Origin of the sequence: Leclercia sp. UBA7405, from assembly GCF_037152215.1 — a bacterium.
Classification (GTDB): Bacteria; Pseudomonadota; Gammaproteobacteria; order Enterobacterales; family Enterobacteriaceae; genus Enterobacter; species Enterobacter pneumoniae.
In genome coordinates this window covers 12,845-26,087 of the sequence record NZ_JBBCMR010000007.1, presented here as the reverse complement: position 1 = coordinate 26,087, position 13,243 = coordinate 12,845, and the positions used below count along the sequence as shown (strand labels likewise).

Here is a 13,243-nt window from a genome sequence, read left to right as displayed (position 1 = left end):
TTTAGATGTCCAGATGTATTGACGTCCATATAATCAATGTTTACTCTGAGGCCTGACTTTTCATCCATTAAGCCAGGAAGCCTTCACCATGACGCGTAAACAGGCCACCATTGCAGTGCGTAGCGGATTGAATGACGACGAGCAGTATGGCTGCGTCGTCCCGCCGATTCATCTCTCCAGTACCTATAACTTCACCGGATTTAATGAACCGCGCGCGCATGACTACTCGCGTCGTGGCAATCCTACGCGTGATGTCACCCAGCGTGCGCTGGCGGAACTGGAAGGCGGCGCCGGCGCGGTACTGACCAATACTGGCATGTCGGCTATTCATCTTGTCACCACGGTGTTCCTGAAACCTGGCGATCTGCTGGTGGCCCCGCACGACTGCTACGGCGGCAGTTACCGTCTGTTTGACAGCCTGGCAAAACGGGGTTGCTACCGCGTCTTGTTTGTCGATCAGGGGGATGAGCAGGCGCTAAAACAGGCGCTGGCTGAGAAGCCAAAGCTGGTTTTAGTGGAAAGTCCAAGCAATCCGCTGTTGCGCGTCGTCGATATTGCACAAATTTGTCAGCTCTCAAGGGATGCGGGAGCGATAACTGTAGTGGATAATACCTTCCTCAGTCCTGCGCTGCAGAATCCGTTAGCGCTGGGTGCGGACCTGGTATTGCATTCATGTACTAAATACCTGAACGGCCACTCTGACGTGGTCGCCGGGGTAGTGATTGCAAAGGATCCTGAGCTTGTCACCGAACTGGCATGGTGGGCGAATAACATCGGCGTCACCGGCAGTGCGTTTGACAGCTACCTGCTGCTGCGTGGACTGCGCACCCTGTCGCCGCGTATGGAAGTGGCGCAGCGTAATGCCCAGGCGATTGTCGATTTCCTGAAGACCCAGCCGCTGGTGAAAAAGCTCTATCACCCGTCGCTGCCGGAAAATCAGGGACACGAGATTGCGGCCCGTCAACAAAAGGGCTTTGGTGCGATGTTAAGTTTTGAACTGGATGGCGACGAGCAGACGCTGCGTCGCTTCCTGAGCGGGTTGTCACTGTTTACGCTGGCGGAATCATTAGGGGGCGTTGAAAGCTTAATCTCCCACGCCGCAACAATGACCCACGCTGGCATGGCGCCAGAAGCGCGTGCCGCCGCCGGGATCGCTGAGACGCTACTACGCATCTCAACCGGTATTGAAGATTGTGAAGATTTAATTGCCGATCTGGAAAATGGCTTCCGGGTCGCAGCCAAGGGGTAATCATGAGTGTGATAGCGCAGGCAGGGGCGAAGGGTCGTCAACTGCACAAGTTTGGTGGTAGTAGTCTTGCTGATGTGAAATGTTACCTGCGGGTCGCGGGGATCATGGCGGAATATTCGATGCCGGGGGACATGATGGTTGTCTCTGCGGCGGGCAGCACCACCAACCAGTTGATTAGCTGGCTGAAATTAAGCCAGACCGATCGTCTCTCTGCGCATCAGGTACAACAGTCATTACGCCGTTACCAGAGCGAACTGATCGCCGGTTTGCTGCCTGCCGAGGTGGCGGATGGCCTGATCAGTACCTTCATTCACGATCTCGAACGTCTGGCCGGCTTGCTGGATAGCGGCGTGACCGATGCGGTTTACGCTGAAGTGGTTGGCCACGGCGAGGTCTGGTCTGCGCGGCTGATGGCCGCCGTTCTGGAACAACAAGGTCTTGAAGCCGCCTGGCTTGATGCGCGTGACTTCCTGCGCGCCGAACGCGCTGCGCAGCCGCAGGTGGATGAAGGCTTGTCCTATCCGCTCCTGCAACAGTTGCTGGTACAGCATCCGGGTAAACGCATCGTCGTGACCGGTTTTATCAGCCGCAGCAACGCGGGCGAAACCGTGCTGCTGGGGCGTAACGGCTCTGACTATTCGGCAACCCAAATCGGTGCGCTGGCGGGGGTTAACCGCGTCACCATCTGGAGCGACGTCGCCGGCGTGTACAGTGCCGACCCGCGTAAAGTTAAAGATGCCTGTCTGCTGCCGCTTCTGCGTCTGGACGAAGCCAGCGAGCTGGCGCGTCTGGCCGCACCGGTTCTGCATGCGCGCACCCTGCAGCCGGTTTCCGGCAGCGATATCGATCTACAACTCCGTTGCAGCTACACCCCGGATCAGGGCTCTACCCGCATCGAACGCGTGCTGGCCTCCGGTACCGGCGCACGTATTGTGACCAGCCATGATGATATCTGCCTGATTGAGTTCCAGGTGCCGGCGGGACAGGACTTTAAGCTGGCGCATAAAGATATCGATCTGGTTCTGAAGCGTGCTCAGGTGCGTCCGCTGGCCGTTGGCGTGCATAACGACCGTCAGCTGCTGCAGTTCTGCTATACCGCAGAAGTGGCGGACAGCGCCTTAAAAATTCTGGATGAAGCAGGCCTGCCGGGCGAACTTCGTCTGCGCCAGGGGCTGGCGCTGGTAGCGATGGTCGGTGCGGGCGTCACCCGCAACCCGCTGCACTGCCACCGTTTCTGGCAGCAACTGAAAGGCCAGCCGGTGGAGTTCACCTGGCAGTCGGAAGAGGGCATCAGCCTGGTTGCCGTGCTGCGTAAAGGGCCGACCGAAAGTCTGATTCAGGGGCTACACACCTCGCTGTTCCGCGCGGAAAAGCGTATTGGCCTGGTACTGTTCGGCAAAGGTAACATCGGTTCTCGCTGGCTTGAGCTGTTTGCTCGCGAGCAGACAACCCTGTCGGCGCGTACCGGCTTCGAATTTGTGCTGGCGGGGGTGGTGGACAGCCGCCGTAGCTTGCTGAACTACGAAGGGCTGGATGCCAGCCGGGCGCTCGCGTTCTTTAACGACGAAGCGGTCGAGCAGGATGAAGAGTCGCTCTTCCTGTGGATGCGAGCGCATCCGTATGACGATTTAGTGGTGCTGGACGTCACCGCCAGTGAGCAGCTGGCCGATCAGTACCTGGATTTTGCCAGCCACGGTTTCCACGTGATTAGCGCGAACAAACTGGCCGGGGCGAGCAATACCGATAAATATCGCCAAATCCACGATGCGTTTGAAAAAACGGGTCGCCACTGGCTTTATAACGCCACCGTGGGGGCCGGTTTGCCGGTGAACCACACGGTGCGTGATTTGATTGAAAGCGGCGACAGCATCCTGGCTGTCAGCGGCATCTTCTCCGGTACGCTCTCCTGGCTGTTCCTGCAGTTTGACGGAACCGTGCCCTTTACGGACCTGGTGGATCAGGCATGGCAGCAGGGGTTGACCGAACCGGATCCGCGCGTCGATCTCTCCGGGAAAGACGTGATGCGTAAACTGGTCATTGTGGCGCGCGAAGCGGGCTACGATATCGAACCCAGCGCCGTACGCGTCGAGTCGCTTGTGCCTGCAGGATGCGAGGAGGGCTCTGTCGATCACTTCTTCGAGAACGGTGACGAGCTGAACGCGCAAATGGTGCAACGTCTGGAAGCCGCGCGTGAGATGGGGCTGGTGCTGCGCTACGTGGCGCGCTTCGATGCCAACGGTAAAGCCCGCGTCGGGGTAGAAGCCGTGCGTCCGGAGCATCCGCTGGCGGCACTGCTGCCATGTGATAACGTCTTTGCCATTGAAAGCCGCTGGTATCGCGATAACCCACTGGTGATTCGTGGGCCTGGCGCGGGGCGCGATGTCACCGCTGGCGCCATTCAGTCAGATATCAACCGTCTGGCGCAACTGCTGTAATCTTGCTGGTTCTCTCCCCGCCAGGGGAGGGAACCATCTTCTCCCTCTCCCTGAGGGAGAGGGCCGGGGTGAGGGCGGACAGACCGCACCCAAACCCCACCATGAACTCCCCTCATCTCCCCTGAGTATTCCTCACCGTCAATGATGATTATTTCTGTTGACGCCACTCCGCTTTTCCGTCATTTTTACATCTGGACGTCTAAACGTATAGAAGTTCACGGCATAACAAACAACCACACGCGATTGATGAGGTAAGGTATGAGCTTTTTTCACGCCAACCAGCGGGAAGCCCTGAATCAGAGCCTGGCAGAAGTAAATGGCCAGATTAATGTCTCTTTTGAATTTTTCCCGCCGCGCACCAGTGAAATGGAGCAAACCCTGTGGGCCTCTATCGATCGCCTTAGCAGCCTGAAGCCTAAGTTTGTCTCCGTAACCTACGGGGCTAACTCCGGTGAGCGTGACCGTACGCACAGCATCATCAAAGGCATTAAAGAGCAAACCGGTCTGGAAGCCGCTCCGCACCTGACCTGCATCGATGCTACCCGCGAAGAACTGAGTGCGATTGCCAGAGATTACTGGAACAACGGTATTCGTCATATCGTTGCCCTGCGCGGCGATCTTCCGCCGGGAAGCGGTAAACCCGAGATGTACGCGACCGATCTGGTTGCCTTACTGAAAGAGGTCGGTGATTTTGATATCTCCGTTGCGGCTTATCCGGAAGTGCATCCGGAAGCGAAAAGCGCCCAGGCGGACCTGCTGAATCTGAAGCGCAAAGTGGATGCCGGTGCCAGTCGTGCCATCACTCAGTTCTTTTTCGATGTAGAGAGTTATTTGCGCTTTCGTGACCGCTGCGTCTCTGCGGGTATCGACGTTGAAATCATTCCGGGCATTCTGCCGGTCTCTAACTTTAAGCAGGCGAAGAAATTTGCCGACATGACCAACGTGCGCATTCCACACTGGATGTCCAAAATGTACGAAGGTCTGGATGACGATGCAGAAACCCGCAAGCTGGTGGGGGCAAGTATCGCGATGGATATGGTGAAGATCTTGAGCCGGGAAGGGGTGAAAGACTTCCACTTCTATACCCTGAACCGTGCGGAGATGAGTTACGCCATCTGCCACACGCTGGGCGTTCGTCCGGCGTGATCTTTAAAATATCCCAATAGTTTGCAAGGTTTTTAAGCGGGCGATAAGTTAAAAGGAATTAACTATCGAATCTGTGGATCAATTCAACTATCTCTTATCGCTGGTGGTGTATATCGTAACGGTAACACTCTAAAGGGAGCACAGCGATGAGCACGTCAGACGATACTAATAAAGCGTCATCTATGGGTAAATGCCCGTTCCATCAGGGCGGCGTTGACCATAGCGCGGGTGCGGGCACGGGCAATAAAGAATGGTGGCCTAAACAACTCCGCATCGATCTTCTTAATCAGCACTCCAGTCGTTCGAACCCTTTGGGTGAAGATTTCGACTACCGCAAAGAATTTAGCAAACTTGATTACTCTGCCCTGAAAGGCGATCTCAAAGCACTGCTAACCGACTCCCAACCCTGGTGGCCTGCCGACTGGGGTAGCTACGCGGGACTCTTTATTCGCATGGCCTGGCACGGTGCGGGTACCTATCGTTCTGTTGACGGACGTGGCGGCGCCGGACGTGGCCAGCAGCGCTTTGCGCCGCTGAACTCCTGGCCGGATAACGTCAGCCTGGATAAAGCGCGCCGCCTGCTGTGGCCAATCAAACAAAAATATGGCCAGAAAATCTCCTGGGCCGATCTCTTTATCCTCGCCGGGAACGTGGCGCTGGAGAATTCCGGCTTCCGTACCTTTGGTTTTGGCGCCGGGCGTGAAGACGTCTGGGAGCCGGATCTGGATGTGAACTGGGGTGATGAAACGGCCTGGCTCAAGCACCGTGACCCGGAAGCACTGGCGAAGCGCCCGTTAGCGGCGACAGAAATGGGGCTGATTTACGTTAACCCGGAAGGGCCAAATGCCAGCGGTGACCCGCTGTCAGCGGCGGCGGCTATTCGCGCGACCTTTGGCAACATGGGGATGAACGATGAAGAGACCGTCGCGCTGATTGGCGGGGGGCACACGCTGGGTAAAACCCACGGCGCCGGGGAAGCCACGCACGTGGGCACCGATCCTGAGGCGTCCCCAATCGAAGCGCAGGGCCTGGGGTGGACCAGCACGCACGGCACCGGTATTGGCGCAGACGCTATTACCTCCGGGCTGGAGGTCATCTGGTCACAAACGCCGACCCAGTGGAGCAACTACTTCTTCGAGAACTTATTCAAATATGAGTGGGTGCAGACCCGCAGCCCGGCAGGGGCGATCCAGTTTGAAGCTGTCGACGCACCGGATGTGATGCCGGACCCGTTCGACCCGTCGAAAAAGCGCAAACCAACCATGCTGGTAACCGATCTGACCCTGCGCTTTGATCCGGAATTCGAGAAAATTTCCCGTCGCTTCCTGAACGATCCGCAGGCCTTTAACGAAGCGTTCGCGCGGGCGTGGTTCAAACTGACGCACCGCGACATGGGGCCGATTTCACGTTACCTCGGACCGGAAGTGCCGAAAGAAGAGCTTATCTGGCAGGATCCCCTGCCGAAGCCGATCTATAACCCGACGCAGGAAGATATTAACGCCCTGAAGGCAGAGATTGCCGCTTCGGGTCTCCCGGTGAGCGAACTGGTCTCCGTGGCCTGGGCCTCGGCGTCCACCTTCCGCGGTGGTGATAAACGCGGCGGTGCGAACGGTGCACGGCTGGCGCTGGCTCCGCAGCGCGACTGGGATGTGAACGCCGCAGCGGTGCGTGCCTTACCGGTGCTGGAAGCCATCCAGCGCAGTGCGAATAAAGCGTCGCTGGCCGATATCATCGTGCTGGCGGGTGTGGTGGGCGTTGAGCAGGCTGCGAAAGCGGCGGGCGTTTACGTTACTGTGCCGTTTACGCCGGGCCGCGTGGATGCTCGTCAGGATCAGACGGATATCGAGATGTTTAACCTGCTCGAACCGATTGCCGACGGCTTCCGTAACTATCGTGCGCAGGTTGATGTTTCCACCACCGAGTCCCTGCTGATTGATAAAGCGCAGCAGCTGACCCTAACGGCGCCGGAAATGACCGCACTGGTAGGCGGCCTGCGCGTGCTGGGCGCCAACTTCGACGGCAGCAAAAACGGTGTCTTTACCGATCGTCCGGGCGTGCTCAGCAATGACTTCTTCGTCAACCTGCTGGATATGGGTACACAGTGGAAAGCGACCGACGACTCTAACGAGCTGTTTGCCGGCAGCGACCGCGCCAGCGGCGAGGTGAAATATACCGCCTCTCGCGCGGACCTGGTGTTCGGCTCAAACGCCGTACTGCGCGCGCTGGCAGAAGTTTACGCCAGCAGCGATGGTCACGAGAAGTTTGTGAACGACTTCGTGGCGGCCTGGGGACGCGTCATGAACCTTGACCGTTTCGATCTGCAGTAAACCGACGTCATAAAAAAATCCCCGCTTCGGCGGGGATTTTTTATATCAGACGTTTATTCCCACTCATGCAGGAAGCGTTGGCCATACTGGTCTGCCACCAGCAGCGCGGCATAAACCTGATCCGACGTCGCTCCGCCAGGCATGTTATGAATCGTTTCGCCTTCAGCGCAGGCTGCTTCAGCCACCAGGCGCATTTTCACGGGGATATCGGTTTTGATATCCAGCTGTGCCAGGGTAATGGGCAGGCCGACGCTGTGGCACAGCGCCGCCACGGTTTCGATCTCTTCTACCGGTGCGTTCTCCAGCACCAGCTGAGTCAATGTCCCAAACGCCACCTTTTCGCCGTGATAGTAGTGATGCGCATCCGGCAGGGCCGTTAAGCCGTTGTGGATGGCGTGAGCGGCAGCCAGACCGCCGCTTTCAAAGCCCACGCCGCTCAGGTAGGTGTTGGCTTCAATCACATGCTCCAGCGCCGGCGTAACCACGTGCTGTTCAGCGGCCAGCATCGCTTTTTCGCCCTCTTCAATTAGCGTGTTGTAGCACAGTTCGGCCAGCGCCAGCGCTGCACGCGTACATTTGCCGCCCGCCATGGTGGTGGCGCCGCTGCGTGAACAGGCTCGCGCCTCAAACCAGGTGGCCAGCGCATCGCCAATACCGGCTGCCAGAAGACGTGCCGGGGCACCGGCCACCACGCGGGTATCCACAATGACGATATTGGGGTTATGAGGCAGCATCAGGTAGCGGTCAAACTCGCCTTCATCGGTATAAATAACGGAGAGCGCGCTGCATGGCGCATCGGTTGAGGCGATGGTAGGGGCGACGGCGACGGGCACATCCATAAAGTGGGCCAGTGCTTTTGCAGTATCCAGGGTTTTGCCGCCGCCGATGCCCAGCACGGCCTGGCACTCTGCCCCTTGTGCCAGCTTGCGCAGGCGATCAATTTCATTTTGCGAACATTCGCCGCCAAACGGCACAATCTCAACCTGCAGTTCAGCCTCGTTAAAGCTCTGACGGATAGTCTCTTCGGCAAACCCCAGCACAAACTTATCGCCGACCACCAGCCAGCGGGGAGCCAGCGGTTTCAGGTAGTCACCGAGGCGGGAGAGCACATCCGCGCCCTGGATGTATTTGCCTGGCGATTGAATAATACGGTCCATAACATGTCTCCTTTAGAGAGTGAGGTGACAAACGCGTTTTGCAGTGAGTTAAAACTGACTCTACCGCCGGGGAGGCGAGCATTTGTTGCGCTACATCTAAAGGGGAAAAGATTGGGAATAAAAAAAGGCCACCCTGACTGGATGGCCTTTTGTACAGGTTACTGGTTTCCGACCTGATCGCCATGCGGCAGGCTATCGTAGTCAATCAGTCCATTTTTCTTATACGGATTGCCAATCCAGCGGGTGGTCTCTTTGAATGCCGGGCTGGTGATGGAACGCGTAGAATCGTATCCGTCATAGGTTAGACCCGCCAAATCTGACCAGGTATGAATCAGCTCAGAGCTGCTGTATTTACGGTTAACATCCTGCGAGAAATCGCGTGGATGTGCGGCTTGCCACTTCTCTGACGTCCAGAGCAGGAACGGCACCGTATACATATGACGCGTTGGATTGTCTTCGTTACGACCCTGAGTCTTGTGCGGCGGCGTGTCATACACCTCCTCACCATGATCGGAGAAGTAAAGCAGGAAGCCGTTCGGATCCGTCGCTTTGTAATCTTTGATCAGGCTGGCGACGACCATGTCGTTATAACGGTTGGCGTTATCATAATCGTTATAAGACTCTTGCTCCTCCGGGCTCAGACCCGCCGGCAGATGATCGGTTTTGCCGTCAAAGTAGCCTTTGTCTTCCGGGTAGCGGAACTTGTACTTAATATGGGTCCCAAGCAGATGCACGATAATGAATTTCTTCGGTGCCGGGTCTGCCATCACCTCTTTAAACGGCGCCAGCACGTTGGTGTCGTATTCACGCGCACTCTGGGTACGTTGCTGGTTCATATAGAACTGTTTGTCGGTCTGTTTAGAGAAGACCGTCAACATGGTATTACGGGCGGTCATCGTCTGCTGGTTGGTGATCCAGAAGGTTTTATACCCGGCCTGTTTCATCATGTTCATCAGCGACGGTTGGGTCAGGTAAAGGTCCGGGTGCTTCTCGTTGGCAAAGGTCAGCGCCTGTTGCAGGATCTCAATGGTGTAGGGACGAGACGTCACCACATTATTAAAGACCGTCAGACCAGGATCGCTTTTGTGCAGCGCATCCAGCTCCGGCGTGGTGTCACGCGGATAGCCATACAAGCTCATGCGGCCACGCTGGGTGGATTCCCCAATCACCAGTACCAAAGTGCGCGGCGCATCGCCCGAGCTGTCTTTAAAATTAGCCAGCGGCGGCAGGGCATCATTTTCATTGAGCAGACTATTCAGTGACGTTAACTGCTGACGATACTGATAATACCCCGAGATAAACTGCCACGGCGCTGCCGGCTCCATACGGGATGCCAGGCCGTTGAGCGTTTTTTCAAATGGCTTATTGTTGATGACGCTATTCATCACAATCGGGTGCAGAATCAGGCCATACAGCAAGGCAAAGGGAACTACCCAGCGCCATGGCGAAGGAACATACACCGGGCGCAGGCGTGTCCACAGGAAAATTGCCGTCGCGGTATAGGCCAGCGCCACGAGAATAATTTTCAGACTGAAGTACTGGCTCAGATATTCACTGGCTTCGTTCGCATTCGATTCAAACATCACGAACAGTACGCTTTGCGAGAACTCCTGCCCATAAATGACGTAATAACTCAGTGCCGCCAGCGAGGTTGCCCACAGCACGACGCCAATGACTGCCGCAATGGCGCGAATACGGGCCGGGAAGAGTATGATCGGGATAAGCCATAACGAGCTGAATAGCAGCGAATCGCGCAGACCGTTGGTGCCGCTGTAGCCGCTAATGCAAATGGTTACCTGAAGTAAGGTAGAAAAGAACCAAAAATAGAGCAGCGCCCAGGCCAGGGCTTTCCAGCTAAACGCAGGTTTAGTCTGGGAGGAGGAGAGTTGCATGATGGTTGCCTGTCTTTAAACGTATCGCCAACGTAGCGACTAAACCTTAAGGGAACCTGAAGCAGAGCGATTTAGACCGCCTGAAGCCGGATGAAACCCATTAAGGGGATAAAAGAGAGGCAAAATATATTGAATTCGAATTGTTTATGACAGAAAAATTTCAGGTAACCCTCGCACAATAGCACGAGGGTACCTAAGTTATTGATTAGCCTGTATTACGCATGCCTGCCGCCACGCCGGCAATGGTGACCATCAGGGCCTGCTCGACACGGGGATCCGGTTCCGCACCTTCTTCCTCGGCTTTACGGGAGCGGTATAACAGCTCTGCCTGCAGCACATTCAGCGGGTCGGTGTAGATATTGCGTAGCTGGATGGACTCGGCAATCCACGGCAGGTCTGCCATGAGATGAGAGTCGTTGGCGATATCCAGTACCACCTTGATATCGCCTTCCAGGAGTTCACGCAGCTCTTTACCCAGCGTCCACAGCTCGGGTTTCACCAGACGCTGGTCGTAGTATTCTGCCAGCCACAGGTCGGCTTTCGAGAAGACCATCTCCAGCATACCCAGGCGGGTAGAGAAGAACGGCCAGTCGCGGCACATGCTCTCCAGTTCGCTCTGTTTGCCATCTTCCACCACTTTTTGCAGCGCCGCGCCCGCGCCCAGCCAGGCCGGAAGCATCAGGCGGTTCTGCGTCCAGGCGAAGATCCACGGAATGGCACGCAGCGACTCGACGCCACCGGTCGGGCGACGTTTGGCCGGACGTGAACCCAGCGGCAGCTTGCCCAGCTCCTGCTCAGGCGTGGCGGAACGGAAGTAAGGCACGAAATCTTTATTTTCTCGCACGTAGCCGCGGTACATCTCGCAGGAGATATCTGACAGCTCGTCCATGATGCGGCACCAGGCCTCTTTCGGCTCCGGCGGTGGCAGCAGGTTGGCTTCCAGAATGGCGCTGGTGTAGAGCGACAGGCTGCTAATGGTCACCTCTGGTAGACCATATTTGAAGCGGATCATTTCGCCCTGCTCGGTGACGCGCAGGCCCCCTTTCAGGCTGCCTGGCGGTTGAGAGAGCAGCGCCGCATGCGCAGGCGCGCCGCCACGTCCGATAGAACCACCGCGACCGTGGAACAGGGTCAGTTCAATGCCCGCTTTTTCACAGGTTTTGATCAGCGCATCTTGCGCCTGGTACTGCGCCCAGGATGCCGCCATCACGCCCGCATCTTTTGCGGAGTCGGAATAGCCAATCATCACCATCTGCTTGCCCTGAATAAAGCCGCGATACCAGTCGATATTCAGTAACTGGGTCATCACGTCGTTGGCGTTGTTCAGGTCGTCGAGGGTTTCAAACAGCGGCGCCACCGGCAGGGCATAGTCGATACCGGCTTCTTTGAGCAGGAGGTGAACACCCAGCACGTCGGACGGGGTTTTCGCCATTGAGATCACGTAGGCGGCCACCGATCCTTTCGGTGCATCCACGATCGCTTTACAGGTATTGAGCACTTCACGGGTGTCGTTACTTGGCTCCCAGTTGCGTGGCAGCAGCGGGCGCTTGGAGTTCAGTTCGCGGATCAGGAATGCCTGTTTGTCGGCTTCTGACCAGCTTTCATAGTCGCCGATACCGAGATAGCGGGTCAGTTCGCCCAGCGCTTCGGTATGACGGGTGCTCTCCTGACGCACGTCGATACGTACCAGCGGCACGCCGAAACACTTCACGCGGCGCAGGGTGTCGAGCAGCTCGCCGTTGGCGATGATGCCCATTCCACAGGCCTGCAGGGATTTATAACAGGCGTATAGCGGCTCCCAGAGCTGTTCATTCTGGCTCAACAGCCCTTCTGGTTTCGGCAGGCGCTGGCCTTTCAGGCGCGCTTCCAGCCAGGTCTGCGTTGCCATGAGTTGGCCACGCAGTTTTTTCATCAGGTAACGATAGGGCTCGCTGGCACCTTCTTCACCGGCCAGCTCGCGCAGTTCCGGAGTGGCTTCTACCATCGACAGTTCGGAGATAAGCACCTGGATATCTTTCAGGAATAGGTCGGTCGCTTTCCAGCGGCTCAGCAGCAGCACGTGGCGGGTGATATCCGCCGTAACGTTCGGGTTACCGTCGCGGTCGCCGCCCATCCAGGAGGTAAAGCGCACCGGTACGAAATCGACCGGCAGGCGGTAGCCGAGGTTCTCTTCCAGCTGTTCGTTCAGCTCGCGCAGGTAGTTCGGTACCCCTTCCCACAGGCTGTTTTCCACTACCGCAAAGCCCCATTTGGCTTCGTCTACCGGGCTTGGGCGGTGCTTACGAATTTCATCGGTATGCCAGGACTGGGCAATCAGCTGGCGCAGACGGCGCATCAGCTGGTTGCGCTCGTAATCGACAATATCTTTGTTATCGAGCTGCTTCAGGCAGTTATTCACTTCCACCATTTTGTGAATCAGCGTACGACGGGTGATCTCGGTCGGGTGGGCGGTGAGCACCAGTTCCAGCGACAGTGATTCAACCGCTTTTTTGATGGTCGCTTCGTTGAGATCGGGCTGGTCTTTGAGTTTTCTGAGCGTGCGGGCAATCACTTCCGGGTTGCTGGCCGCTTCGCCATGCGGCGAAATGCTGTGGTACTGCTCTGCGGTGTTCGCCAGGTTCAGGAACTGGCTAAACGCGCGGGCGACGGGCAAGAGTTCATCGTTAGAAAGATTCTGCAGCGTTGTGAGCAGCTCCTGACGATTGGCCTCGTTTCCTGCGCGGGAAGATTTCGACAACTTACGGATAGTTTCAACACGGTCGAGAATGTTCTCGCCTAGGGCATCCTTGATGGTATCTCCCAGCACCTTGCCGAGCATACTGACATTACTACGCAACGCGGAATATTGTTCGTTCATAAAAACCCAGTCACCCCATCATTTTTGTTTATGCCCTTTCAGCAATCTGACGGACATTATTTTGTCATCTCCCTTTATAAAGCCACGTAAAACCCCCGTCGTCAATTGCTGCGAAAACGGTTCAGCAAACGAAAAAATGCGGGCAATTTACGAAATTTAATTCGCTTTGTGTCAGATAAG

At 56.6% G+C, this 13,243-nt stretch carries 7 protein-coding genes; 4 read left to right on the top strand and 3 right to left on the bottom strand.

All coding sequences use genetic code 11. From position 1 onward, the window contains the following. Window positions 1-88: 88 nt before the first annotated feature. From metB to katG, 4 genes are all read left to right on the top strand, one after another. Window positions 89-1,249 (top strand): cystathionine gamma-synthase, encoded by a 1,161-nt coding sequence (metB, locus tag WFN75_RS20755; protein ID WP_040078034.1) that lies wholly within the window; start codon window positions 89-91, stop codon window positions 1,247-1,249. A 2-nt stretch (window positions 1,250-1,251) separates the two neighbouring features. Further along, on the top strand, window positions 1,252-3,684 hold the full coding sequence (locus WFN75_RS20750; RefSeq protein ID WP_046886218.1) for a bifunctional aspartate kinase/homoserine dehydrogenase II: 2,433 nt from the start codon (window positions 1,252-1,254) through the stop codon (window positions 3,682-3,684). Window positions 3,685-3,942: 258 nt separating this feature from the next. After that, window positions 3,943-4,830, top strand: a complete 888-nt coding sequence (metF, locus tag WFN75_RS20745; protein ID WP_040078036.1) for a methylenetetrahydrofolate reductase — start codon at window positions 3,943-3,945, stop codon at window positions 4,828-4,830. Between the two features lie 146 nt (window positions 4,831-4,976). Further along, on the top strand, window positions 4,977-7,157 hold the full coding sequence (gene katG, locus WFN75_RS20740) for a catalase/peroxidase HPI (RefSeq protein ID WP_288822007.1): 2,181 nt from the start codon (window positions 4,977-4,979) through the stop codon (window positions 7,155-7,157). 53 nt (window positions 7,158-7,210) lie between these two features. Here katG and gldA read toward each other — a convergent pair whose 3' ends face one another. The 3 genes from gldA to ppc all read right to left on the bottom strand — a co-directional run bounded on the left by gldA (window position 7,211) and on the right by ppc (window position 13,063). Next, a complete protein-coding gene (gene gldA / locus WFN75_RS20735) occupies window positions 7,211-8,314 on the bottom strand; it encodes a bifunctional L-1,2-propanediol dehydrogenase/glycerol dehydrogenase (RefSeq protein ID WP_040078039.1) in 1,104 nt (367 codons plus the stop codon). Window positions 8,315-8,472: 158 nt separating this feature from the next. Beyond that, entirely contained in the window at window positions 8,473-10,206 is a 1,734-nt protein-coding gene (locus WFN75_RS20730; protein ID WP_263617786.1) for a phosphoethanolamine transferase CptA, read from the bottom strand. 205 nt (window positions 10,207-10,411) lie between these two features. After that, window positions 10,412-13,063: a phosphoenolpyruvate carboxylase gene (gene ppc / locus WFN75_RS20725; RefSeq protein ID WP_046886222.1), complete on the bottom strand. Its 2,652-nt coding sequence runs from the start codon at window positions 13,061-13,063 to the stop codon at window positions 10,412-10,414. Window positions 13,064-13,243 lie beyond the last annotated feature (180 nt).

Coding starts and splice junctions, on each gene's coding strand:
- WFN75_RS20730 (WP_263617786.1), bottom strand. CDS start 10,206: ATGCAACTCTCCTCCTCCCAGACTAAACCTGCGTTTAGCTGGAAAGCC.
- metB (WP_040078034.1), top strand. CDS start 89: ATGACGCGTAAACAGGCCACCATTGCAGTGCGTAGCGGATTGAATGAC.
- katG (WP_288822007.1), top strand. CDS start 4,977: ATGAGCACGTCAGACGATACTAATAAAGCGTCATCTATGGGTAAATGC.
- metF (WP_040078036.1), top strand. CDS start 3,943: ATGAGCTTTTTTCACGCCAACCAGCGGGAAGCCCTGAATCAGAGCCTG.
- ppc (WP_046886222.1), bottom strand. CDS start 13,063: ATGAACGAACAATATTCCGCGTTGCGTAGTAATGTCAGTATGCTCGGC.
- gldA (WP_040078039.1), bottom strand. CDS start 8,314: ATGGACCGTATTATTCAATCGCCAGGCAAATACATCCAGGGCGCGGAT.
- WFN75_RS20750 (WP_046886218.1), top strand. CDS start 1,252: ATGAGTGTGATAGCGCAGGCAGGGGCGAAGGGTCGTCAACTGCACAAG.